This is a genomic window from Paenibacillus sacheonensis (genome assembly GCF_009909195.1).
Classification (GTDB): domain Bacteria; phylum Bacillota; class Bacilli; order Paenibacillales; family Paenibacillaceae; genus Paenibacillus_Z; species Paenibacillus_Z sacheonensis.
The window spans coordinates 85,544-110,511 of record NZ_JAAAMU010000013.1; the positions used below are offsets into that span (position 1 = coordinate 85,544).

Sequence of the window (24,968 nt, forward strand, 5' to 3'; positions counted from 1 at the left end):
TGGTTTATTCAGCTTGCAGCAGGTGCTTTTTTTCGTTTCTCGCGGGTTGGGGGACCTGGAGAAACTTTGGGGATTTTTTAAGAGGCAGGTCTCGTCGAAATCTAGCGAAGGGTGGTAGAATATGTTAATTGAGGCGGCGTAATAGTACGCTGCAATTGTTAAGCATGATCGCGAAACCGATTTATCGAGGAGGAAACAAAGATGAAGAAGATTAAATTGACGACTGCGGTACTCGCGGCACTGACATTGACAGGCAGCGCACTTGGAGGGGCTTCTATTTCAGCTGAGGAATCTACTAAAATGACGTACAGCCTACCAATAAAGTTGCTCTACAATGCACGCCAATTGCCAAGCGACGTGCAGCCAGAGAATGTAAATGGCACGACGCTTGTGCCTTTGCGAGTGGTATCGGACAAGCTTGGCGGCGATTTGACGCTGACAGGGAAGAACATTAGCATCGTGAAGGGGAAGAGTACCCTTGCGCTTACGATCGGGGCATCGACAGCCACGATTAATGGCATTACGACGAAGCTGTCTGTGCCAGTGAAGGTAGTAAAGGGGCGGACGCTCGTTCCGTTGCGTGTCGTGAGTGAAGGGCTCGGCGTGGCTGTGGAGTGGGATGCGGTGAATCAGTTTGTTTGGATTGGCAATAAGGATGTACCGAAGCTCGAGGATGCGATTAAACCGGAAGATATTAAGCCGTATGCGCATTATTATGCGAAGGATCCGTATTTTTTAAAAAATTTTCTGAGTGAAGGTGATAAACCATTCACTACGGCAAGAGTTGTTACACAACAGGACTTTCCATTGATTATTTCCGGTGATATTTATTACCGAATGGATCTTGCTCGGGATCCTAAAGGAAGAACATATACAAGGGCGAGTACGACGGATAAAGGCGTTATGGGGCGGACGTTTCTGTTTTTACAAACGGGGGAACATGTGAAGGTTCGGGGCGAAGTAAATTATTACCGTGAAAATATTGGGAAAGAGTTACGAATTCATTATAACGATGTGGTAAGTAAGGATGACTTTTGGAATCTTGGTATAAAGGATTACGAGAAGCTATCAATGAGAAGTATTGAATATATTGATATCTATGCGGACTCAGATGCCAAGATTCTATTCAAAAACCCTTGGAGGTAAATATGGGGCGATTACTGAAAAGAAGTCTTTCTCTTTTACTTCTAATTACTTTTTTGTTTCAATTCCTGTTCCCTGTAATATCTAGCAATATAGCTAATGCAGAAGAACTGGATTTTGGGAATGCCTTTATTAAACCTTATGCGGTAGGCACAAAGCGATATGCTGTTGGTTTCATGAGTTACGAAATATGGACAAACTCTGCAGGTGAGTGGACAACCTATGCGCCTGGTGAAGGAGTTCCTCCTAGCGACCTTTCTTGGTCATATTCTTTTAGTTTTCCAGGTAGGTCGGTTAAAAGTGTCAAAGCTTATAACTTTGACGGGAGTGATAGCCATGAAACTTATTTTAAAGAGTCTCGTAGTACCGATGATTTTGCATCTTACATGTTATATTTCGCAAACAATGCAGGCTCTCCTATAACAAGCGATCTTACAGGTAAAGGGACAAGTAATGTCAGTTTCAAGGTCAACTTACCAGGAAAACTAGAAACAAGTTCAGGACAATACTGGAATGTTATATTAAAGGATCACCCAAATGAAACCTTTGGTCTATTAGTCCAGGCTCGACGTTATTATTTTCCCATCGTGTTTGAATTCGAGCTGAAAGGTCACTATGAAACGCATAGTTTCTCGACAACCGGCGAGCAATTAGATAGCTTATCACCAAGCAAATCTGGAGATATGATTGCTGGCCAGTCTTATCCTCCCGCCCCGCCTGTCATTCCAGGATACACTTACGCGGGGAAGTATAAGAAAACCGTTGATGGTAGTGATCCACAAGCTTCTCCATTCATTACGGGGACGCCGTCATTTACCTACAATGGTGATTTCGACACCTACAAAGTAAACTACTATTACGATAAGAATTCTGCCGATGGCAAAGTAATCATTAAGCATTTAGACATGAATGATAACAGCCTGGACGGCGTCGCTGGACTATACGATAGGGAGCAGGTATTGAAAGAAGGAACCGCGTATTCATTCTCGCATGAAGTTCCGACCGGCTCAGGCTATACCTACTCCGGCTACAAGATATTGCCGAGCGGTCCCCTAATAACCGGAGAATACAATCTCGGGACATTTACGAAGGCTGCCTTTCCGAATCCCGTCATTTTGAACTATTACTACGACGTAGACTCGACCGCCTCGCCCGGCGAGATCAACCTCCGCCACATGGTTCGCGCAGGACCGACCGGCGTATACACCTTGGCGAAGCAGCAAACAGTTCCCATCGCTGCGCTGCCCTCCAGCGCCTCTTATGGGTACGATGCCGACTATGGGAACTTTATAGGCAGCAACTTATCCTATCTCTCTTATTCCGGCACGGTCACGCCGAAGACCAGTCAATCGGTGACCGTCAACGCGGCCACGCCCAAAGCGTATGTATCCTTTTTCTACGAGAAACCCATCTCCTTCACAGGCGATTTCGATGTCCTGCCGAACACCCTCCCCTATAAAGCTTCATTCGCGCTTCATCTCAAAAACTTTCAATTAAACGGTTGTATCTATCAATCCCATACGTTCAAAATCGAACGCGGCGGTACGTGGACCGGCAGCCCGGTCACCAGCCAAACGACGGACTCGACATATACGTACGGCTCCTATCCATGGGTTATTGGAGTCGGCATCCATAATGTCTACATGCAGATCGTGACGAGCTGCGGGACCTCCGACTGGATCGGCCCGAAGCCGCTCACCGTAACGGGGCCAACCGTCAACAATCCGCCGACGTTCAGTATCGGCTTCGTCGATCCCGGTCAACCGACCAAACCGCTGCACCAAGTCGTCGAAGGCACGACGCTTAATCTCGTCTACATTAATGATCCAACCGTGCCTACGCCAAACGATCCGGACGGGGACAATCTTTACTTCATGGGCTTCGACTACTCGGCGGGGTCGCCGTTCGTGCAGTCGATTCCTTCGAAGAGCATCGAGTATGTCGATGGTCAGCATAACCTCACCATGGATTCGCTCGGATTCCAGAACATCTGCGGCCAAATGCGTGACGAGTGGGGAGCGACAGCTAAAGCATGTACGTATATCGAGGTCGTGCCGAAGAACCCGGTCCCGGTCATCGACTGTCCGCCTTCGGTCATCGCGAATCATCCGATTCCGGCGGGGGCCATTAACGGCAGCCGGAGCTACAGTCCAATCTCGTACTTGAAGATCGATCATAGCCGCGACGAATGGACGAATAAGAAGAGCAGCTATCCGAATCCGGAGACGACGGATATCACGGTGCAAGTTTCGCTTTCCGTCTATGATGAGAACGGACTGAAATCACTGGATCCGGCCACGTGCACGATTATCGTCCAACCGGATCTGCCGCCGGTCGCCAAACTCGTCGTTCCGCCGCTCTCGGTGCGCGGCACGCAGCTGGACATGCTCAATAAATCGACGAGCCCGGACGGCGATGCGATCGTGACCGCGGCCTACAAATACAAGTACGACGCGAATAACAACGGTTTCTCCGACGACGCTTGGAAAACCGTGAGCGGTACGCTGACCAAGCTGCAGTTTACGCCAACGAAGGTCGGGAAGTACTTGTATTATTTGAAAGTCACGGAGGAATATGGCCAGTGGGACGATACGGACTCCGATCCGCCGGCGACGCTGACGCTGGATGTCGTGAACAACGCACCTGAAGTCTCTTTCGAGATGGAGGGTAATAATCCGCAGCCGAATTTGGATCCGTACACGCGCATTACTGCCGATGACATGTTAAAGTGGCCAACATACGTACCCGGCACGAATAATTTGGTCAACAATATCAACCATCTGTGGCGGTCAAGCGCAGGCAATCTGATAAGCGGCGAAGGCCGGAATTTTGGCAAACAGGATTCGGGTGTCTACGAATACTCGATGACGCGTTGGAGCGATACCAAGTCCCAATTCGATGCGTTTCCGCTCGCGAACAACGGCTACGGAAATAACGAGCTGTCGCCTTGGCGATCGACATTGAAGTCCGATGTGGTTACGAATCTGCTGAGCGATAACAACAGCATCATGCAATATTACAACGGTCAAAAGATGCCTAAAATCCGATCCACGAAGAAGCTACTTTTCTTCGATAAAAATAACGATTCGCAGTCCTACAACTACAATAACCAAACCTGGACCTATTCCTACGACGAGAAGATCTATGCCCTCGATCCGGCAAAGCTGTCGCCCATCGTCGACGTATACGGATCCAGCGTCACGCAGAAGTTTCAAAACGGAAGTCCCTATGCTTATATTTTATCGAACTACGACGTAGGCTCCAAGACGATTGATTCTTATAAATATGGCGGCTTCACGTACAAAGATATCTATGCCTACCCTAGAAAGATCAACGAGTACGAAATAGCGGATCAGTACCTCTATGTGCAAAGGACTTGGGAATTGCCGGGCAACATTGGCAGAGACAAGACGACCGGTGAGTTCGGAATCTACGACGCGAGAACGGGTGCTCCGCTGACCAGTACCTTCAATTCGCCAACTTTGGCAGCAGATATTAAAGCCGTCACAGGTTCGGATAATACGGACGTATTGGAAGGAATGACGATTTACGGTACGGAGGGAAGCAGTCTGATTTTGGAGAGTGCGGATAACTTCTTCGCTGCTCCAGGTCAACTGTACAAGACGTACTATAAATTGACCCGTGACCTGCATTTCTCGAAGATCAACAGCATTTACGCGCCGACGGCACATACGACGAAATTCGCCGATGATTACCATAACTCCGCGAGCTCGATCTACTATACGACCATGGGAGAGATGACCGACGCCACGGGAGCGATGTATCGCTATGAGGGTTGGACCTCATCGGGGAACTCGAATTGGTTCGCGGAACTAAGCGTCGCCAAATACAATGCGGATTTCACCTTGGCGTGGCGCAATTATTTGGGTGATGGCGTGAGCGGCCAAATCGCCTCTCAAGTCGCGCCGACGGCGAACTACTCTTGGAACGGCGCCTTTGTTTATCCGGAGGGGAAAACGGGTTTCTTCTTTAATCCAGTCACGAAAGAGCTCTATGCGAAGTATTACTACGATTACTATAAACCTTACGAAATGGTTCCCACCACCCAGGAAGCCGTTGCCGTTATCAACTCGGCAACGGGAGCGATCAAGCGTAAGGTCGACAGCTTAGCCGGGGATGATTTGACGCTTTATCATTATGGCGACTCCGATTATGGGTTTTCGGGCGATCCGGCGTTCTCGACGGATTTTGCGGGAACGATCAAGAACAAGGGACGTTTGTCTACAACCATCGATGGCTATCAGACGAGCATGAACGCGAGCGAAATGGCCTGCAATTCCGGATTTGCCGGCGCGTATAATCAATACGGGCAAAACAAGGTGCTCGACAAGAACGGGACGCCCGCCGGCACGGTAGGCATGGGATGCAACTTCTCCAATCCGCAGTACGGACAATACTTTATGGACGGGGTCTATGTGTCCCTTTCCCAGGCGTATCCGCTTTATAACGGCAAAGGTCAAGATCAATTCAGGCTGACCGTGTCCGTCGGCAAGCCGACGACGAATGCGCCGGTCATGCGCTCGTTCACGAGCGGCCAATTCTACTCGCCGTTCTCGCTGTCCGACGCGGAGATGAAATTCAGCTTCAAGATGGATGACGCGGACTACGACGACGAATGGCTGGGCTTCTCGTTCCGAATGAAAGACCGATTGAACGGCTATGCCCTCGAGACGGACGCGAAGAAAATCGAACTGGTCAAATACGTCGCCGGCGTGCGCACGGTACTGGCTACGCAGAACTACACGCTGAACAGTCAAAAAACCTATGCCGTCAAGCTGCAGACGAGCGAGGGCCATATTGCCGTGTTCCTGGATAACGCGCCGATAATGGAAGTGAATGACGCTGCGTATACCACGGGACGCTTCGGTTATTTTACCAACAAGTCCTTCGTAACGTTCAGCGGCGTGGCTTACAAGCCGATCGTGAAGAATGATGTCTGGTCGGATCAATATGCTATTTGGGACGAAGGATCCGCGGCGGCCGATGTACAGTACAACAACATCGTCTTCAGCGATCCAGAGAACGATCCGGCAGCCGGCGGCGTCTATGACTGGACGGTGAAGCATGCGCTTCGCTTCATTCATAACCAGGGCGTATCCGCGCTGAATGGAAAGACCTTCAAGAATGCGCAGCTGAAGTTCGATAAAGTCGGCGATTATATCGTCTCTTTGAAGGCGAAAGACGACCCGAATCCGGATTACCTCTCGCCAAGCAATACGTTCGATGCGTACCGGAAAAGCTCGAACGAATTTACGCAGAAGATTACCGTTCACCGGAGACCGATCGCCAAATTCACATTAGCGAGCGATGCCCAGCACAAAATCTTGTGGACGGACAGCAGCTATGATCCGGACCGTTACTTTAGCAGCACGGATTATTCGACCGAAGCAACGGGAATCGACTACAAGACGACGAAGGGAATTCTGCAGAAGCGTTTCTATTACGTCACGCCAAGCGGCGTCTATAAAGAAGAGAAGCTGACGGCTCCGCAGGAGCTCGGTACCTACGAGGTCGCATTGGCGGTCAAGGACGAGTACGGCGCATGGTCCGAATGGTACGTCGTTATGCTGCCGGTCACGGATCTCGCGCCGCCGAATAATCCGCCGGTGCCTGGCTTCACGGCGGATCGCGTAAATACGTTCCGCGGCGTTCCGATTACGTTCAATTCGACCGCGTATGATGTCGAAGACGGCGATCGCACGAAGCTGCCGCATGAATATTACGTCTCGAACACGTCAGCCGGCAGCACGGAGAGCTTTGCGAGCAATTCGCGGACAAATTGGACCAAGAGCTTCAGCAGCATGGGGACTTTCAATGTCAGGCAGACCGTTTCGGATGCCGATGGGGCAACGGCGGACTTCAGCTTGCAGGTCAATATCGTGAATCAAAAGCCGAAAGCCGTGATTACGGCGCCGGCAAGCACCGACCAAGCGAACCCGACGAAGCTGACCGTCCTGCGGCCGGACTTTCAATGGAACTATTCGGATGCGGACGGCGACACCCAAACGCAGTTCCAAGTGAAGATCTATAAATACGGCGGCGTGCTGCAGTACGATTCCGGCGTCAAGACCTCCAGCGCCAACGACTGGATTCCGGGCGGGGATCTTCCGGAGAAGGTCAATATGTACGTCATCGTCCGCGTCTTCGACGGTTACGATTGGAGCGGCAACAGCGATCCGCATTATTTCTATATCGAGACGAACCGGCCGCCGACCGCTGACTTTGATTGGTCCCCGAAGCCCGTTTATGAAGGCGATACGATTAAGATCACGCAGACGATCGGCGATCCGGACAAGGACTCGCTGAGCGTGCAGTATACCGTAAAGGATCCGAATGGGGCACAGACCACGTATCCGTATTCGCTCGCGAATCCGTATCCGACCAACGGACCCCTATTCGCTGCGCCGCTCGTCGGCACCTATACGGTGCAGCTCACGGTATCCGACGGCAAGGCGCCGCCGGTCGCGGTAACGAAGAACATCGTCGTGCTTCCGCTGTCCGTTTCCGGACTCGTGAAGCATACGGAGCTGTGGAACGAGCGGCGCAGGGAAAGTAATTTGAAGGCGAGCGGAGATGCGGAGCATCCGCGCGGGTACGGCGTATTTTGGGCAGGGGAGCGGTTCTTGCTCTCGGCGTCGACGACGGACACGTTAACGGAGACCGATGCGGTCGAAGTGAAGGTGACGTTGAATGGCTTGACGGCGAGTTTGACGCCGTCGGGACCATCCCGGGCGAGCTGGAGCGGCGAGCTGTGGGATCCCGAGTTCGAGAAGCTTCCGGACGGGCCGCTGACATTCGCGTTCAAAGCCTTATACAGCAACGGCACCGTGAAGTTTGCGACCGTGAAGGTCGTGATCGCAGGCAATGTGCAGCAAACGGTAGGCGTTCATCGCCGGAAATAAGCAGCGGATCGCCTGCCATTCGAACGGCTGGAAAAAGCGAAAAAAACCGGTTTATGAGAACTGCTCCCGCGAGGGGGCAGTTTTTTACATAGAATTTGCAGCCCGCCATGTGACCTGCCCATGGGTGAATGCATATGATACCTATGACAATTGAGGTGGAAGAAGGAGAGGGCTATGGCGAAGAGCAGCAAGGGAAAAAGCCCGAAAGGGCGAAAGCCGTTATTTTACGTCGATAATCCGAATGCTTCGGAGTTGAAATGGCTCGAGGAACTGAAGAAGACCAAAAACGTTGACGATAAGAACGGCGAGAAACGAACCGTTCAAGTGAATGCCGCATCGCAGGTTTTTGCACCGCCGCCGCAGGAATCCTTACCATCGGAAGCCGTTCAGCAAGAGCCTGCCAAGCAGGAAGACTGGAGACAGCCTGAACCAGAACAGCTTCCGGCTCAAGCGCAGGCGCTTCCGCACTATGAGTTCATCAGCACGGCCAGCGCACCTGAACAGCCGGCGGCGCCGCTGCTTTCCGCGGAACGGGTGCTGGAGCTGGTTCAGAAACAGGAGCAGGCGGTATTCGAGGCTCACCAAGCGGATGCGGCCGTGGAGCTTCCGTTGAACGCAGTCCAGGAGACCGTTCAAGAAGCGCTAATCGTGGAACCCATCGAGGAACCGGTCGAGGAACCGATTGCAGAAGTAATTCCGGAACCGGTCGAGGAACCGATTGAAGAACCGATCACGCAAGAGGCTTTCGTGGAAGAACGACGCATGCCGAATGCACCGCTTCCGTTCATTCATACCGACGATATTGCCGACGATGCGGTCACGACCGAGAAGCTGGCCTTTGGATCCGTCGATACGAGCCGCATTAAGCTGGGCGCGGTGAAGTCGCAGTTGATCGCGGATTACGCCGTGGAAAGCATCCATATTGCCGAAAATGCCATCAACACGTCCAAGATCGCGCCGGAGTCCATCACGGGCGAGCACTTGGTCAAGAATGCGATTTCCGGTGCCAAGATCCGCGACCGCTCCGTTACCGGCGACAAGCTGCGGGACCACAGCATTACGTCGGAGAAGCTGGCCGACCGCACAATCAGCGCCGACAAGCTCGCGGAAGGCTCGATCGAAGCGAAGCATCTGAAGCAGCTGATCGTAACGACGGAGCTGCTGGACGATCAATCCGTGACGACCTCGAAGCTCAGAAGCGCCGCGGTACGCACGGAGAGCATCGCGAACGAAGCGATCAGCACGTCTAAGCTGGCCGAAGGTTCGGTTACGCGTTCCAAGCTCCGCGATGCCGCGGTCACGAGCGAGAAAATCAGCCTCGGCGCCGTCGAATCCGGCCATTTGCAGCCGGGTCTGCTGCTCGCCGAGCACGTAGCACCGGGTGCGCTGCTGGGAAAGCATATCGCGCCGGGCGAAATCACCTCCAGCCACCTGGCAAAAGGCGCAGTAGGCGCAAAGGAACTGCAAGCCGAAGCCGTCACGTCTGAAGCCATCGCGCCCGAAGCGATCGGCTCCCGGGAGCTGCAGGACGGTGCCGTCAAGGCGCGGCATATCGGCAACGCCGAAGTGATAACGGACCATGTCCAGGACCAAGCGGTCTCGACATCCAAAATCGCCGATTTGTCGATATCGACCATCAAGCTCGTCGACCACTCCGTGACGTCGTCCAAAATCGCCGACAAGAGCATTACCGCGATCAAGCTGACCGACGACGCCGTGCAAGGCAATCATGTGAGCCCCCTCAGCATCGGCGGCGATAAGCTGGTCAACGACAGCATCGAGGAACGCCACTTGACCGAGCGCTCCGTTGGCGTGAAGCAGCTGATCGAGGGAAGCGTGCACGAGAAGCATTTGGCCCACAACGCCGTGACCGGCGGCAAGATCGCCGGCAAAGCGATCGGGGAAGCCCATATCGGCAACGCGGCGGTCGGACATTTGCAGCTTCAGGATGCCGCGGTCATCGAGCAGAAGCTGGCCGATGGCAGCGTCAGCAGCGCGAAGCTTGCGGAACAGTCGGTGCAGACGAAACATCTCGCCGACGAGTCGATTACGTTCGATAAAGTCGCGCCTGAATCGATTCGCGCGTTTCACTTGTCGGCCGGAGCGGTAACGGAAGAAGCGATTTCGCCGGAAGCCGTGTCCGGGGACCATTTGCAGCCGAACATGATCGATGCGATCCACATTCGCAAAGGGGCTATCGAAACGGGCGCGCTGCAGGATGGCGCGGTCAAAGCGGCAAAGCTGGCCAACGGCTCCGTATCGGAGCGGCACTTGGCAGCCGGAGCGGTCTACTCGCATCATTTGGCGGATCATGTGGTCAACTCGCTCAAGCTTTCGCCGGAAAGCGTATCGACGGATAAGCTGACCGACTGGTCGGTGACCACCAAGAAGCTGGCCGACAACAGCGTGACGACCTCGAAGCTGGCGGGCGGCTCCGTTGCGGGCGACCAGCTGGCGGAAGGCGCCGTAGCGGCGCGTCATCTCGGTCAGGGAGCAGTCGAAGGCCGGCATGTGGCGGATGGCGCTCTGACCGCGCGGCATTTGGCAGCGGGCTCGGTCGTCGGCGGCGCAATCGGCCAAGGTGCCGTAACCGGAGACAAAATCGCGCTCGGTGCCGTGAACGGCGTCCACTTGGCCAACGAATCGATCGGCAGTCAGCATCTGGCGGAGCAGTCGATCTACGGCGTGCATCTGTCGGCAGAAAGCATCCGGGACGTACATCTGGCCATAGATGCCGTAACCGAAGAGAAGATCGCGGAAGGCAGCATTGCAAACGGTCATCTGCAGAACGAAGCCGTCAGCTCGCGTTCGATCGGGTCTTCCGCCGTTCAAGGTCAGCATATTGCGGCTGCGGCGGTTGACGCCAATCATTTGGCGGAAGGCTCCGTCGGCAGCATTCATCTGAAAGCCGACAGCGTGCTGAAACAGCATCTGGGCAAGGCATCGGTCGGCACGGAGCAGCTGTGCGACGAATCGGTGACCGGCTCGAAGCTGACGCAGCTGTCCGTCACCAGCGAGCACCTCCAGCTGGAGACGATCGCAGGCAAGCATGTCAAGGCCGAAGCCATTCAGGGTTACCATATTCGCAAAGGCTCGATCTCGCAGGCGCACATGTCCCCGGAGTTCTACACGTTCGATAAAGCGCCGGACGGCATCATCCACGGCAGCAAAATCAAACGCGGCACGATCGGCAGCGAGCTGCTGTCGGAAGGAGCCATCGGCGCGGCGCATCTAGCGAACGGATCGGTCGGCACCGACGCGCTTGCAGAATCGTCCGTAGGAGAGGCGCAGCTGCAAACAGGCGCGGTAACGCTCGGTAAAATCGCCGCGCGTTCCGTCACAAGCGCTCATCTTATCGCAGGAAGCGTCGGCAGCGATGCGATCGCGGACGAATCGGTCGACAGCGCGAAGCTGGCGCTCGGGGCAGTCGGCGAGGAGCAATTGGCTGACGGTTCCGTGAATGCCAAGAAAATCGCGCAGCAATCGATCGACAACCTTCATTTGGCGCCAGGGGCGGTCGACAGCCGGGTAATCGGTAAAGGAGCGATCGCAGCCGCCAATCTCGGCGACGGATCGGTGACGGGACCGAAGCTCGCAGCAAGCGCGGTGAGCGAGAGCCATCTGCAGCCCGGTGCCGTAACGATGGGCAAGATCGCTGCCCGTTCGATTACGACGGCGCATCTTATTCCGGGGGCGGTAGAAAGCTTGGCGCTCTGCAACGGCTCCGTGACGGCGGAGAAGCTGTCCGAAGGCGCGGTAAGGACCGAGGCAATCGCCGAAGGAGCCATTACGGCGGATAAACTGGCGCCGGGCGTGCTGGAAGCCGTCGAGATTATCGTTCCGTTCGGCAGCGTATCGGCAGATTGCTTGGTGGAAGGATCGGTTACGAGCGAGAAGCTGGTTGACGGAGCAGTCACCGGCGTGCAGCTGGCCGAAGAGTCCGTCCAGACGAGCAAGCTGGCGAACGGTTCGGTGACGAACGCGAAGCTGGCGGAAGGCTCGGTTCAAGTGAGCAAGCTGGCCGACGGCGCGGTCACGACCGAGAAGCTGGCCGAGGGATCCGTGCACGCAAGCAAGCTGGAGGACGGCGCGGTCACGGGTGCAAAGCTGGCGGAAGGATCGGTGCAGAAGAGCAAGCTGGCAGACGGCGCGGTCACGAGCGAGAAGCTGGCGGATGATTCGGTGCAAACGAGCAAACTCGTCGAAGGTTCGGTCACGAGCGAGAAGCTGGCCGAAAGCTCGGTGCAAGCGAGCAAGCTGGCGGACGGAGCCGTCGGCAGCGCGAAGCTGGCGAACGACTCGGTGCTGACGGCCAAATTGGCAGACGGGGCAGTAACGAGCATCAAGCTGGCAGAAGGTGCGGTACTCGTGAGCAAGCTGGCCGACGGATCGGTCACGACCGAGAAATTGGCCGAGGGCGCGGTGCAGGCAAGCAAGCTTGCGGACGGAACGATCGGCAGCGTGAAGCTGGCGGAGGGCTCCGTGCAAACGAGCAAGCTGGCGGATGAGTCGGTCACGAGCGTGAAGCTGGCGGCAGGCGCGGTGCATACCGGCATTCTGGCGGACGGAGCCGTCGTCAGCGCGAAGCTGGCTGAGGGATCGGTGCAAACGAGCAAGCTGGCGAATGGTTCGGTTACGAGCATCAAGCTGGCGGAAGGCGCCGTGCAAGCGGGCAGTCTGGCGGACGGGGCCGTCGTCAGCGCGAAGCTGGAGGACGAATCGGTCACGTCCGCGAAGCTGGCAGAGGGCGCGGTGCAGACCGATAAGCTGGCGGACGGAGCCGTCGACAGCGCGAAGCTGGCCGAAGGCGCGGTGCAAACGAGCAGGCTGGCAGATCGGGCGGTCGACAGCGCGAAGCTGGCGGAAGGCGCGGTGCAAACGAGTAAGCTGATGGACGGGGCCATCGTCAGCATCAAGCTGGCGGAGGGCGCGGTGCAGGCGAGCAAGTTGGCGGACGGCGCGGTCGGCAGCGCGAAGCTGGCGGAAGGCGCGGTGCAGGCGAGCAAGCTGGCGGACGGCATAGTCGGCAGCACCAAGCTGGCGGAGGGCGCGGTACAGGCGAGCAAGCTGGCGGACGGATCGGTCACGAGCGCGAAGCTGGCGGAAGGCGCGGTACAGGCGAGCAAGCTGGCGGACGGATCGGTCGGCAGTTCGAAGCTGGCGGCAGGCGCGGTGAGCGAGAGCCAGCTGCAGCAAGGCGCCGTAACGATGAGCAAGATCGCCGCCCGTTCCATCACGACGACGCATCTGATTCCTGGATCCGTGGAAAGCGTTGCGCTCTGCAATGGTTCCGTGACGACGGAGAAGCTGGCGCAAGGAGCGGTCAGGACCGAGTCGATTGCCGATGGAGCCATTACGGCAGATAAATTGGCGCCTGGCGTGCTGCATGCAAGCGAGATTGAGGTTCCATTCGGCAGCGTGACGACCGATGGCTTGGCGGACGGATCCGTCACGAGCGCGAAGCTGGCCGAAGGTTCCGTGGATACAAGCAAGCTTGTGAACGGAGCAATCACGAGTGAGAAGCTGGCCGAAGGCTCCGTGGACGCAAGCAAGCTGGCGGACGGATCGGTCACGAGCGCGAAGCTGGCCGAAGGCTCCGTGGACGCAAGCAAGCTGACGGACGGAGCAATCACGAGTGAGAAGCTGGCCGAAGGCTCCGTGGACGCAAGCAAGCTGGCGGACGGATCGGTCACGAGCGCGAAGCTGGCGCCGCACAGCATCACGGAGGAGCATTTCGCACCGGGCATTCAGCTGGCTTTGCAGCAGCAAAGTCCGGCCGCCGACGGCGGAAGCTTGACGGACGGCAGCATCGGCGCAGCGAAGCTGAGCTTTACGCCGGTCACGACGCTGAAGACCGAGGCAGTCGTACTGCAGCAGTACGGTCTTGCGCCGTACAATTTCCAAGGCCAAGGCGAGCAGCTCGACGTCACGATCAGTTTCGATCAGCCCTTCGCGAACGGCGCGTACGTGTTCGTCGCAACGACCGATCAGCCTTCCTGCTACGCGGTCATCAAGCAGAAAACGGCAGCGGCCGTTCAACTGACCATCGTTCGTACGCGGATTACTCCCGAACCGATCGGTCTCGTCAACTGGATCGCGATCGGCTCTAAATAATCATCGGCTTCCCCTATAAACGGCCTCCCAGCTCGAGTTTCTTACGGGCTGGGAGGCTTTTTCGTCAACTGACGGGCAAGCATGTAACTTTTTTCCACCGTTTGCGTCTAGCGTACATAAGGAGATGAGTCCGCATGCCTATCCATCGTTCCGTCCGCGGCAGCCGGTCCCGTTACGGGCGGGTGGCCATTCGTTTCGGGCTGGCCGCCTTGCTGCTTCAAGGACCGGTGCAAGCTTCGCTCCCGCAGGATGCCCACGCTGCGGCGCCGCGTTCAACGCAGCAGGCAAACGCAGCGGCATTCGGCAAGAAGACCGCCCAGCCGATCAGCCTTATGCGCAAGGATGGGGAAAGCGAGCGGTCCGCCGATTTGAAGCTGCCGATCCTGTCCGAAGAAGGCCGCATGTATCTCTCGTTCCAGGATGTCCGAGGCGTATTCGGCGAGATCAGCCTGACGAAGAAAGGCAAGCAGATTCTGCTGGCTTATCCGGGTGTCCTCGCCGCGTTCACGCCGAATTCGCGGGAGGCAATGATTAACGGGCGAGCCGTTCGTTCGGACGCCGCGAGCCTCATCGTTCGGCGGAACGCGGTCTACTTGTCCATTCGCGAAGTCGCTTCGCTGCTTCATGCCGGCATCAGTTACGCGTCGAAGGAACGGAAGCTGACCATCGATTACAGCGAACGATACCTTGCGCAGGTTGACCCTGGGGCGCAGGATGCGGTATGGATGAATCGGGCGACGAAACAAGTCTACACGGCCGCTTCCGGACAACTCCCGGTACTGGCGGGCATATCCGGCGCAAGCTTGGAAGGCTACGGCGAGATGGAAACAGAACGTCTGGATGCGCAAAATCTCGCGATTACCGTTACGGATAGCTATGGCGAACCGAGTCTCGGCACCAACGTGATCAAATGGATCGTTCACAAGGGCAAGCTGGCGCTGGAAAGCAAGGCAGCTTACTACGGCGTCCGCCGTACGGACAGTCTGTTCCGATACGAAGGAGGGCTTGTCCTGGTGGACGGCGGCCGCGTCCTGCTCGCTAGTCCCGACGGTAAGGTGAATCAAGCGGCCGACATAGAGAAGCTGCTGGATCCGCGGGATGCGATTACCGTCGTCTACGCGGCCGACGATGCGCTGATCGTTCGTCTCTATCAGAATCAAATGCTCGCGCTGGTGAATCTGCAAACGAAGAAGGCCGCCATGCTGTACAAGCAGCTGCTCCCGGAAGACGATCAGAAGCGGATTCAAGAAAGCAGCCGATATGCCATGGATTTCGATTACGACGGAGACGGGCTGGAATTCGATAAGAGAGAAGGAGACGTCTTTTACTTCACGCATGCCGCTTCGGTCGGAACCGGCGAGAGCGTGCTCCGATATTCATTACGCGAACTCGATTAAGCAACGCACCTGCATCCTGCATAAATTCAGCCAACATATAAGTAAGCAACACAACTACGGCTATCACTAACCAACTACGGCTTTCACAAACCAGCCTTCTATACCCAGCCTTCATACCCAACCTTCATACCCAACCTTCTATACACAGCCTTCATTAACTCATGCAGCATATGATGCAGCCCATACCAATCCCCCTGCCGCGGACGGCAGGGGGATTTTGTTTTTTTGGAGCCAATGCTGCTTTCCCTTGCTTGGAATTAGGACAGCTTGTCTCCCTCCGAGCTTACCGATACTGCAAGGCTTGTACCTTCAAAGGACGCGCAGCGCACAAGGGCGGGAGCTGGGCATATTCGTCTCCCCGATAAACGATTCGTTTGCGCCCGCAGCTGGTTTGAATCATAGACGCGGAACCACGCTAAATCCGCTTGTTTCAAGAGATTTTGAGCGTGAGGCGGATGGCGATGTTCTCTATCATGCCGTATCCCCTCCTTTAACTCATAAACATATGAGTTTGATAGATTGTGTTGACGAGCATAGGGAGGACGTCAGGCAAGGCGAGCGCCTTAACGTACAACAGCCGTTCCTCTTACTCTTAATCGTCCATACACTAACTGGTAACAAGAAGATTCAAGGCAGGTGAAAAGGATGCTGCAGCCATATGGCTCGAAGAAAGCCCGTCGCAGGGGCGGGATGCTGCTATATCACGCACAGTCCCCCTTTCCGGCTAGGTCGGCAGGCGTCAAGCGCGTGCCTGCGCCCGCGCGCGCGCCGATGAAAGCGGCAGCCGCGCCGACGGCTTCAGGCAAGCCATCCGCCCGTTCCGGGAAGAAGAGGCTGCGTACGCGAGCCGGTGCGCAGAAGGCTTCCACGCGAGCGGTTAAACGGAACGCATACGCAAGCGAATCATCGATATCGCCCAAGTCGGCTGCGAGCAGATCGGCTTCCGCGGGCAAGCAAAGCGCGTCGAAGCGGCAGTTGGCGGCCAAGCAAGCGCCGATGCGGAAAAGGGCGGCGGTTCCGCCGGCAGCCGCACGGTTGACGAGGCAGGCCGAAGCAGCGGCGCCAGCCATCCCGTCCGCTGCTGCAACCTCTCCGTTCACGCCCCAAGGGTTAGGACATGAACAGCCAGTGCCGCCGATTCCGACGCATGCGCAGCCGGCGCTCCCGCCTGCAGCAGAAGCGGCACAGCATATACTTTCGCCGCAGCCGGCGCTGGCGGAACCACTAAGGCTGGCGGAAGCACCCGGAGACCCGCTCGTCTCGGTTATCATTCCGGTCATGAACGAGCGCCGGACGCTCGGACGCGTCATTCGGGAGGCGAAGCGGATCCATCCGAGCACGGAGGTGATCGTCGTCGCCAACGGTTCTACGGACGGTTCCGCGGCGATCGCCAGAGCCGGCGGAGCCCGCGTCCTCTCGTATGCCGAGCCGCTCGGCCATGACGTCGGCCGAGGCGTCGGCGCGAATGCCGCCCGGGGGAAGGCGCTGCTGTTCATCGACGGGGATATGGTTATTTCGGCCGCGCAGCTGAAGCCCTTCGTGACCTCCATCCTGCAGGGCGAGACGGACGTGGCGCTGAACGATTATTCCGGTCCGACGGATAAAGCGGCCGTCCACAGCGTCGTGCTTGCCAAGCATGCGCTGAATGCGCTGCTTGCGCGGCCGGATTTGAAAGGCACCTCCATGACCGCGGTGCCGCATGCCATCAGCCGCCGGGCGCTCGAGACGATCGGCGCGGAGGCGCTTGCGGTCCCGCCGCTTGCGCATGCGATGGCCGTTCGGCTCGGCTGCAAGGTGAGCGCGGTCAAACATATTAATGTCGGCAAGCTCAATCTGCTCCGAAGGAAGCGGGAACGCACGAACCCGCTGGAGTTCCTGATCGTGGGCGATCACTTGGAAGCGATCGACTGGCTGGCTCGGCATACCGACGAGCGCGGCGGATTCGGGGATGCGGGGCGAAAACGCGAATTTGCGAGGTGATAACATGCAATCGTCGAGAAGAAGCCGTGCAGGCAAAGGAAGAAGCAAACGCAGCCACGGAGGCGGCGGCAAAGCTTTACCGAAGGATGCCGGATCGCGGAGGCTGACGGGCAGGACCGGACATTCCGGTTCGTACAAAGCCGAATATGCGGCCGGTTTCGCCGAGGCCGCGGCGATTCTTCGCAACGGCGCCGCGCCGCTTGCCGGCCATGAAGCCAAGCTGCTCATGAACGAGCACTGGACGCGCCGCAGCCTGCAGGGCGCGCTGCGATCGGGCAGCCAGCAGCAGCGCGGCATGGCGTTCGCGGACGGGTTCGCGGCAGGCCTTCGCCTGCCGGGGGGCATGTGGGTGCCGGTCGCCCTGACGAGATCGGCGGCAGCTGTCGTGATGGCAGGTCCGAACGCCCGGCTCGAATCGGTCCAGCAGCTGCTGCGTCTGCCGCTGGATGAGATCGTTATCGTACAGGAGGCCGCGGGGGGAGAAGCGTTCAACCGGTTCCGGGCGCTGCCTGACGTGACGATCATCCATACGCGGGAGAAATTGGGCATGGATGTGGGGCGGACAGTCGGGGCGCGGCTGACGAATGCGGAGCTCGTGCTGTTCGTCGACGGAGAAGCCGCGGTCTCGGCGGAGCAGCTGGCGGTTCTGCTGGCCGAAGCTCAGGCCGGCAGCGATCTGGTCCTGGCCGACGTGAGCGGCCGCCTCGGCGCGTTCCGAGGCTGGAGCGACGCGGCGCGGATCCAGGCCTTCATGAACTGGTCGCTGGGAAAGCCGGAGCTGCAGGCTAATTCCGTCGCCGTACTGCCCCATGCCTGGTCGCGTCCCGCCATGGAGCGCGTCGGACTGCCGCTGCTGGCCGTGCCGCCGATGGCGCATCGGGCCGCGATCGAGCATCAGCTGCGCATACGCTGCTTCCCGGTCGCTGCAGCGAGTCCGGCTGCCCTAGGCACAGGAAGCATGGGACCGGCCGATGCCGCGAAGCTGTCGGCAGGCGATCATATCGAAGCACTGCGGGCCGCCATGCGAACGAAAGGTGCCCGGCTGTCGCTGCCAGACGGAGTCCGGCGCCGGTTAGCGGCAGGAAGGAGCGCGACATGAACGGCATGACCAGCATTATCATTCCGACGTACAACGGGCTTTCGCTTCTTCAAGCTGCGGTCGCGGCGATCCGGGACTATACGGATCCGAAGCAAACCCCGTATGAAATCATCGTCGTAGACAACGGTTCCTCCGACGGCACGCCGGGCTGGTCCGTCGAGCAGGGGTTGACTTGCGTGTCGGCCGCGCGCAACGCGGGATTTCCGAAAGCATGCAACCAAGGCATGCGGGCCGCGAACGGCGAGTACTTGCTGCTGCTGAACAACGACGTCACCGTCTCGTTCGGCTGGCTGCAAGGGCTGCTGGAGGCATTGAACAGCAGCGCCGATGTCGGCATCGTCGGGCCCGTCACCAACTATGCGAGCGGCAGGCAGCAGGTAGAGTATCCCTTCGGTTCGATGACGGATTTTCACCGCGCCGCAGCCGACGCCTTCGTGCGCGAAGCGCAGGGATACGAGCCGATTGCGCGGCTGGTCGGGTTCTGCATGCTGTTCCGGCGCGCGCTGTACGAACGGATCGGCGAGCTGGATGAGCGTTTCTCGCCCGGCCATTACGAGGACGACGATTACTGCTTTCGCGCGCGCATGCATGGATTTGCTCTGCTGATGTGCAGGAACGTCTTCGTTCACCATGAGGGCAGCGCCAGCTTCAAGCGCAGCAATGCCGCTCAGGTCGCGCAGCTGGTCGAACGCAACCGGGAGCTTTTCAAAGCTAAATGGCAGGTCGATCCTGCGAATTTCATGTAACCGTTAGGAGGTCATCGATTTGAAAGCTGTTATCTTGGCCGGAGGGACGGGAACGCGGCTGCTGCCCCTGACGAAATTGCTGAACAAACATCTGCTGCCGGTTGGCCGTCTGCCGATGATATGTTACAGCTTGATCAGCCTGCAGGCCGCGGGAATCACGGATATCCTGCTTGTCACGGCTCCTAAGGCGCTTGGGGACTTCGCTTCGTTTCTCGGCAGCGGCAAAGATTACGGGGTTTCGCTCACCTACCGGATTCAGGAAGAAGCGGGCGGCATCGCGCAGGCGCTGGAGCTGGCTCGGCCGTTCATCGGCAGCGACGACAAGTTCATCGTGCTGCTCGGAGACAATTTGTTCGAGGAGCCGCTGAAGCCGCATATGGATGCATTCCGTTCCCAAGCCTCGGGCGCCATGGTTCTGCTGAAGCAGGTGCCGGATCCGGAGCGCTACGGCGTGCCCGTATTCGACGGCGGCGGACGAATTATCCATATTGACGAGAAGCCTGCCGCGCCGCAAACGGACAGCTGCGTCACGGGCATTTACATGTACGACGGCACGGTCTTCGACCTGATCGCCGAGCAGTCGCCGTCGCAGCGCGGCGAGCTGGAAATCACGGACGTGAACAACGCCTTCGCCGGCAAAGGCAAGCTGGAGCATCGGCATCTGAGCGGCTGGTGGACGGATGCGGGTACGTTCGACTCGCTGCTGGAAGCGAATCGGAAGCTGATGGGGGATATCACATGAGCAATCGAAGCAAGGCGGCCGTTGCCGCGCGAGCTCTCCCGGCAGCGCCGTCGGCTGCCGGGGCGGGACGAAGCACGTCCGTTAATAGGGCGAAGGCGGTACAGAAACGCAGCGCTGCCTCCGCTGGCACGGGAACAGCCCCGCCGACGGGGAGAACTGCTGCCTCGCCCGGAGCGGCAGCTGCCCCGGCGCGTTCTTCCGGCGGCACGGTCAAGTCGCGGCAGGGCAGCGGGAAGAAGCGGACAAGAGCCCGCAAAGGCAAAGCGCCAAAGCGCAGATACCGCGGCCGCAAACTGCGCGTTCAACCTGCGGAAGGTACGTCCGACCTGCAGCAGGCAGTCGTCGAACCGCAGGAGGTTACGGACCTCGGCGTCCGCCCGAAGGATGCCGGTCAAGAGCATGCAGCGGCGGTGAGCTACCAGCTTGGCTTGTATGAAGGCGGAGAGCTGCTGCTGGAACAGGAGACGCCGGCCAATCTGCTGCTGCCGGAAATCAGCCTGCGCGAGATCATCGCGCGGGGAGCGGAACAGATTCGGGCGCAGTGCATTCCGCTCATGGACGTTCAAGAGGTGTTCATGGAGATGGAGGCGGCCATCGCCGAGCAGCGGCCCTGCGCCGTCGTGCGCCTGGGAGACGGCGAGCTGCTGACGCTCGCCCAAGGGGTCATGTACGATGAAGGGACCATTCAGCGCGAAGGGGAATTCCTGCCGTACGCCGGGGTGAATCCGCCGGATTTGAGAGCGCGGGATCAGCTGGCGCAGGCCGTTCGCCTGGCCCATATCGTCGGCGTGCCTTCGTCGCGGCGGAAGCATTTTCAGCCCTTGCTGCATCCGGTTTTCCGCAGCCACCATCTGGAGATGTCGCAGCTGAGGCTGACGAACTCGGCCGTCAATTATCACTTCCACCAGGCGGGCCTGCTGTATCGGCTGCTGACGGGCAAGCGGATCTTGGTCATCGGCAACGTGGCGCCGGCCCTTTCCCAGACATTAATGAGATGCGGATTTCAAGTGAACGGCATCATCAGCCCCGTCAAAGGCGTGAACGACGTCGACCGGGTCATGGGCGAAGTGAGAGGCGTCGATTTTAACTTGGCACTCGTATCGGCGGGCATCGCGGCCGTCATTCTCTGTACCCGGATCGCGCGCGAACTCGGGAAGACCGCGCTCGACTTCGGCCATATGGCGGACGGAATCGTCAGGGGCAAATATATCCTGTAACCGCGGCCTCCGCGGGCGGGCCGTCCATGAAGGAGTTGAATGAGGACCATGAGAAAGCAAGCGCGTTCCCAGCGCAAACGGCCGCAGGCGACGCAAGTCCGTTCCCGTCCCCGAACCCGCACGAACAAGCGGATCAAGAAACCACTTACGGGGCGGGAAGCAGGCTTGGCGGCGGGATACCAGGAAGGCATTCGCTCGGGCCAGGAGAGCTTCGGCACGTATTTTGACGGCACCAGCATTATTATTCCGAGCTACAATCAACTCGACTACTTAAAGAAATGCATCGCGAGCATTCATGATATGACGGCGTCCCCTTATGAAATCATCGTTGTCGACAACGCTTCCACGGACGGGACGGCCGATTACTTGCAAACCGCGGGCGGCGTCGTTCGCTTCCGGGTGCTGGAGCGCAATCGCGGCTTCGCCGGGGCGATCAACGTCGGCCTCATGATGGCCAAGGGAAGCACGCTGCTGTTGCTCAATAACGATACGATCGTGACGCAGAATTGGCTGGACAATTTATTGGCCTGCTTGAACAGCGATCCGGCCATCGGCATGGTCGGTCCCGTGACGAATTACATCAGCGGCGATCAGCGAATCGAGGTGCCGTACACGGACGAAAGCGGAATCCAGCCGTTCGCCCGGCGGTTCAATATCGGCAATCCCGCCAAATGGACGTTGACCGACCGGTTGACGGGGTTCTGTCTGTTGTTTCGGCGCGAGTTGTGGGAGCGCACGGGATACTTGGACGAAGGCTTCGAGATCGGCAACTTCGAGGACGACGATTTCAATATTCGCGTTCGCCTGCAAGGGTACGCGCTCGTCATTGCGCGCGATACGTTCATTCATCATTTCGGAAGCGTAAGCATGAAGGCGCTCGGCAGCAAGTTCGAGGAAGTGAATAATCATAACGAGCATGTTTACGTGGACAAATGGGGCAATCCCCATGATCTGATTCAAGCCGTTCGGCAGCTGGGCACCGGATTGCCGCCGCAAGGGGAAACGGCCTTCTTCCCGCAGGGAATCGTCGTCCGCGGAGCGACGGATACGCGCTACTGGATCGAAGGCGGCCTGCGAAGGCCGATCGTCGGCGAAGCACAGGCGCCAGTCGTGCGTCTCTCCCAGATCGACGTCCGGCGCTGGCCGGCCGGAGAGCCGATCGCCTCGGCGGATGTCGATGCGTCCTGGCAGGGCCAAGGGGGAATCTGGGAAGCGGACGGCATCCTCTACATGGCGGAGAACGGCGTTCGGCGCCGCGTGCCCGGCATGAAGGCCGCTGAAGCTTGGAGCTTGCAGCTGCGGCGGGGAGCGGCGCCGACTGCCGAACAGCTCGGGCAGCTCGTCGAGGGTTTTCCGGTCATCGCGCCGGTCCGCGTGGCAGAGAAGCTGTAGCGAAGGAGAGGTGCTGGGTCGAAGTGCCGGCTAGCCGCAGGCAGCCAGGCATCGCTTGTCGCTGCTGCTTCGTCTCCTGCCCCTGCCGGCAGTACCGCGAAGGGACTGCCGCGCATATGCTGATAAAGACCAATACCGCGATGAATGCCGCATGTCGATTGTGCGTGTGGTCGCGCTGACCAGTCATCATTCCCGGGAGTTCAAGTTAAGGAGGACGTGTCATGCAGCATATCGTGACGGAAATGATCGAACATATGTCCCATTCCCATGAACAGCTGTCGCGCATCCTGGAGGGCAAACGCCATGTCGCCGTCCGAATGGCGCAGCTCGTTCATGCGCTTCCGGATCAGCATCCCGGTTTCGGCGGCTTTGATGAGTTAATGGACAATTCCAAGGCGGTGACGGGCAGCGTCGTCGCTTATTTGAACAGCATCGCCGAGCTTCAGGAGTCGCTTGCCATCACGTTGAGCACGGTCATGAAGGAATTCGCAGTCGAGGACGAAGAGTAAGGCGGAGGAAGGGAGCGTCGATTCATGAGTCGGGAAAAGGCATATGCCAAAATGCTGGACGCCTCCGCCAAGCTGCAGTGGAACGTGGCGATGATATTGGAGGCTAAGGCGCTGGAGGCCGAGAAGGTGCGGTCGTGGATGCTGAATCATGTGACGCCGGATGCGTTCGCGGACCATCAGGATCATCTGAAGGCGACGATAAGGGTGCATGAGCAGCTGGTTGAAGTCATCGACGGGCTGACGAAGCTGAACATGGGCATGACGAACGTGCTGAAAGCCGCGCTGCGCCAACAAGAAGGCGAATCGGATGGCGGATTCGAAGGCATGCTCGGAGGCTCGTTCGATTTGGGGGAGAAACAGTAATGGACCGGAACCGGCTGGAACGCGAGGCGCGCACCGCGCTGATCGGCGCGCTTGCCCGCAGCCAGACAGCCGTCGCACGGATCTTGGAAAGCGTAGCGGATATGGCACGGAACGACCCCGGCATGGCCATGTCCATCAAGCGCAATATGAATTCGCTCGCGGCGATGCAGCAGACGCTCTCCGAGATGGTGCGCGCCATGGAGCGCCATCCGGCGCGGCGAAGCACGGGGAAGCCGGCCGGCAGGCCATGGCTGAACCGCGGCGCGGCATTGCCGGGCGGCAGCAAGGAGCCGCCGGAGCGCAAAGGAGGAAACCGAAGTGGTCGCAGCAGCCGTAAGGACGAATAAACGGCGCAAAGCAGCGGGGCCCAAGCGCAAAAGCAGCGCGAAGCCGCGGAACCAGGGCAAACGGAGCAAGTCCTCCCGCGGAAGAAAGTCGACGCCGCGCAGGAAGAAGCGGCAGCGCCAGCCGCAGACCGGAGCCGGCTATAATCAGGCTTTCGACGCCGCCTATAACCAAGGGTACAATCAAGGCTTCGCCAAAGGCTTCGAGGACGGCCATCAGATCGCTTACGAGCAGCAGAACGGTTAGATGCTTGAGAGCAGACCGAGCGGACCGGGAGCGAACCAAGGAGACTTGGCCGGACCGAGAGCCGTCCGGGAGGAACCGGATGACGACAAGAACCTCGATCTCCGCATGCTAGCGGAGGCGGGGTTCTTGTCGCGCCGGCATGAACGACAAAAAGAAAGCTCCCCCCGCCAAACGGATCGTGGCGGGAAGAGCCGGATCGACAACGACAGAGCCTGTCTTACTGGAAGCCGCGTTTCGTGCCGTTCGTTAAGACAGGCAAGTTTTTGGTTTCACTGGTCATGGTGGAATGACAGATGGGACAGGTCGGGAACTCTCCGAACGAGAAATCGTTCCTCATCCAGCAAGAGCAGCTTTCGTTGGTGCATGTCCAAATCGACGTTTCTTCTTCAGGGATCGGTTCCACTTGCTTTTTTGAGAAATGAATGATCAAGCCCTCCTTCGTTCGTACGCATGCCTTTATCTTCTTATAATATGTGATTGGACTGCCAAAAATATACTACTTTTTGTAATTCTGTCCTATAACCGATTGTTTGGCGATTCCAAGCCGCAAATATGACATGCGTTGAACGTTATTTGCACCGGCTATTGGCCAACGAATCGTGCAATTCTGATTCACGGCAAGAATGGCCAGGTCATTGTTAAATTATCCCTCACCTCCTATTTCCCCGAAAAAGCCCCCTTTAAAGCACCGTCTCCCGTACTCATTAAGCGTGTTCAAGCACCGGATTATTGAATTAAACAAGCCGGATAAC

The 24,968-nt window shown here is 57.9% G+C and carries 16 protein-coding genes; 14 read left to right on the plus strand and 2 right to left on the minus strand.

Going from position 1 to position 24,968, the window contains the following annotated elements:
• Positions 1-201 precede the first annotated feature (201 nt).
• From GT003_RS22080 to GT003_RS22095, 4 genes are all read left to right on the plus strand, one after another.
• Complete coding sequence (locus GT003_RS22080; RefSeq protein WP_161701920.1) at positions 202-1,146, plus strand: copper amine oxidase N-terminal domain-containing protein; 945 nt, start codon at positions 202-204, stop codon at positions 1,144-1,146.
• Between the two features lie 902 nt (positions 1,147-2,048).
• Positions 2,049-8,066 (plus strand): glycoside hydrolase family 78 protein, encoded by a 6,018-nt coding sequence (locus tag GT003_RS22085; RefSeq protein ID WP_161701922.1) that lies wholly within the window; start codon positions 2,049-2,051, stop codon positions 8,064-8,066.
• Positions 8,067-8,240: 174 nt separating this feature from the next.
• Positions 8,241-14,180: a WIAG-tail domain gene (locus GT003_RS22090; protein ID WP_161701924.1), complete on the plus strand. Its 5,940-nt coding sequence runs from the start codon at positions 8,241-8,243 to the stop codon at positions 14,178-14,180.
• A gap of 134 nt (positions 14,181-14,314) precedes the next feature.
• Positions 14,315-15,577: a stalk domain-containing protein gene (locus GT003_RS22095; RefSeq protein ID WP_161701926.1), complete on the plus strand. Its 1,263-nt coding sequence runs from the start codon at positions 14,315-14,317 to the stop codon at positions 15,575-15,577.
• Between the two features lie 701 nt (positions 15,578-16,278).
• Here the strand turns inward: GT003_RS22095 and GT003_RS32160 are convergent.
• A complete protein-coding gene (locus GT003_RS32160; protein WP_170312303.1) occupies positions 16,279-16,647 on the minus strand; it encodes a hypothetical protein in 369 nt (122 codons plus the stop codon).
• 208 nt (positions 16,648-16,855) lie between these two features.
• Here GT003_RS32160 and GT003_RS22100 point away from each other — a divergent pair, with 208 nt between their 5' ends.
• The 10 genes from GT003_RS22100 to GT003_RS22145 all read left to right on the plus strand — a co-directional run bounded on the left by GT003_RS22100 (position 16,856) and on the right by GT003_RS22145 (position 24,216).
• Entirely contained in the window at positions 16,856-17,557 is a 702-nt protein-coding gene (locus tag GT003_RS22100) for a glycosyltransferase family 2 protein (RefSeq protein ID WP_239565942.1), read from the plus strand.
• 4 nt (positions 17,558-17,561) lie between these two features.
• A complete protein-coding gene (locus GT003_RS22105) occupies positions 17,562-18,656 on the plus strand; it encodes a glycosyltransferase (RefSeq protein WP_161701929.1) in 1,095 nt (364 codons plus the stop codon).
• Positions 18,653-19,402 carry a glycosyltransferase family 2 protein gene (locus GT003_RS22110; RefSeq protein ID WP_161701931.1) on the plus strand — a complete coding sequence of 250 codons (750 nt, stop codon included), beginning with the start codon at positions 18,653-18,655 and terminating at the stop codon, positions 19,400-19,402. The genes GT003_RS22105 and GT003_RS22110 overlap by 4 nt, the downstream gene beginning before the upstream one ends.
• A 19-nt stretch (positions 19,403-19,421) precedes the next feature.
• Positions 19,422-20,144, plus strand: a complete 723-nt coding sequence (locus tag GT003_RS22115) for a sugar phosphate nucleotidyltransferase (protein ID WP_161701933.1) — start codon at positions 19,422-19,424, stop codon at positions 20,142-20,144.
• The gene (locus tag GT003_RS22120) at positions 20,141-21,361 is read left to right on the plus strand and encodes a GT-D fold domain-containing protein (RefSeq protein WP_161701935.1); all 1,221 of its coding nucleotides are present in this window, start codon (positions 20,141-20,143) and stop codon (positions 21,359-21,361) included. The genes GT003_RS22115 and GT003_RS22120 overlap by 4 nt, the downstream gene beginning before the upstream one ends.
• 48 nt (positions 21,362-21,409) lie before the next feature.
• A complete protein-coding gene (locus tag GT003_RS22125; protein ID WP_239565935.1) occupies positions 21,410-22,753 on the plus strand; it encodes a glycosyltransferase family 2 protein in 1,344 nt (447 codons plus the stop codon).
• A gap of 221 nt (positions 22,754-22,974) precedes the next feature.
• Positions 22,975-23,262: a nucleoside-diphosphate sugar epimerase gene (locus tag GT003_RS22130; protein WP_161701938.1), complete on the plus strand. Its 288-nt coding sequence runs from the start codon at positions 22,975-22,977 to the stop codon at positions 23,260-23,262.
• 24 nt (positions 23,263-23,286) lie between these two features.
• Positions 23,287-23,625, plus strand: coding sequence for an alpha-helical endospore appendage domain-containing protein (locus GT003_RS22135; protein ID WP_161701940.1), 339 nt, complete (start codon positions 23,287-23,289; stop codon positions 23,623-23,625).
• On the plus strand, positions 23,625-23,972 hold the full coding sequence (locus GT003_RS22140; protein ID WP_161701942.1) for a hypothetical protein: 348 nt from the start codon (positions 23,625-23,627) through the stop codon (positions 23,970-23,972). Before GT003_RS22135 ends, GT003_RS22140 begins: the two co-directional genes overlap by 1 nt.
• Complete coding sequence (locus GT003_RS22145; protein ID WP_161701944.1) at positions 23,944-24,216, plus strand: hypothetical protein; 273 nt, start codon at positions 23,944-23,946, stop codon at positions 24,214-24,216. Before GT003_RS22140 ends, GT003_RS22145 begins: the two co-directional genes overlap by 29 nt.
• A gap of 217 nt (positions 24,217-24,433) precedes the next feature.
• On the opposite strand, the gene GT003_RS22150 is transcribed toward GT003_RS22145, so the two are convergent.
• Entirely contained in the window at positions 24,434-24,646 is a 213-nt protein-coding gene (locus GT003_RS22150) for a cold-shock protein (RefSeq protein WP_170312305.1), read from the minus strand.
• Between the last annotated feature and the right edge of the window lie 322 nt (positions 24,647-24,968).

What these genes read in the sequence shown, in the direction of transcription:
- GT003_RS22080 (WP_161701920.1), top strand. Translation starts at nt 202, where the DNA reads ATGAAGAAGATTAAATTGACGACTGCGGTACTCGCGGCACTGACATTG.
- GT003_RS22130 (WP_161701938.1), top strand. Translation starts at nt 22,975, where the DNA reads ATGCAGCATATCGTGACGGAAATGATCGAACATATGTCCCATTCCCAT.
- GT003_RS22085 (WP_161701922.1), top strand. Translation starts at nt 2,049, where the DNA reads ATGAATGATAACAGCCTGGACGGCGTCGCTGGACTATACGATAGGGAG.
- GT003_RS22135 (WP_161701940.1), top strand. Translation starts at nt 23,287, where the DNA reads ATGAGTCGGGAAAAGGCATATGCCAAAATGCTGGACGCCTCCGCCAAG.
- GT003_RS22125 (WP_239565935.1), top strand. Translation starts at nt 21,410, where the DNA reads ATGAGAAAGCAAGCGCGTTCCCAGCGCAAACGGCCGCAGGCGACGCAA.
- GT003_RS22105 (WP_161701929.1), top strand. Translation starts at nt 17,562, where the DNA reads ATGCAATCGTCGAGAAGAAGCCGTGCAGGCAAAGGAAGAAGCAAACGC.
- GT003_RS32160 (WP_170312303.1), bottom strand. Translation starts at nt 16,647, where the DNA reads ATGGCTGGCGCCGCTGCTTCGGCCTGCCTCGTCAACCGTGCGGCTGCC.
- GT003_RS22120 (WP_161701935.1), top strand. Translation starts at nt 20,141, where the DNA reads ATGAGCAATCGAAGCAAGGCGGCCGTTGCCGCGCGAGCTCTCCCGGCA.
- GT003_RS22090 (WP_161701924.1), top strand. Translation starts at nt 8,241, where the DNA reads ATGGCGAAGAGCAGCAAGGGAAAAAGCCCGAAAGGGCGAAAGCCGTTA.
- GT003_RS22095 (WP_161701926.1), top strand. Translation starts at nt 14,315, where the DNA reads ATGCCTATCCATCGTTCCGTCCGCGGCAGCCGGTCCCGTTACGGGCGG.
- GT003_RS22100 (WP_239565942.1), top strand. Translation starts at nt 16,856, where the DNA reads ATGAACGAGCGCCGGACGCTCGGACGCGTCATTCGGGAGGCGAAGCGG.
- GT003_RS22110 (WP_161701931.1), top strand. Translation starts at nt 18,653, where the DNA reads ATGAACGGCATGACCAGCATTATCATTCCGACGTACAACGGGCTTTCG.
- GT003_RS22140 (WP_161701942.1), top strand. Translation starts at nt 23,625, where the DNA reads ATGGACCGGAACCGGCTGGAACGCGAGGCGCGCACCGCGCTGATCGGC.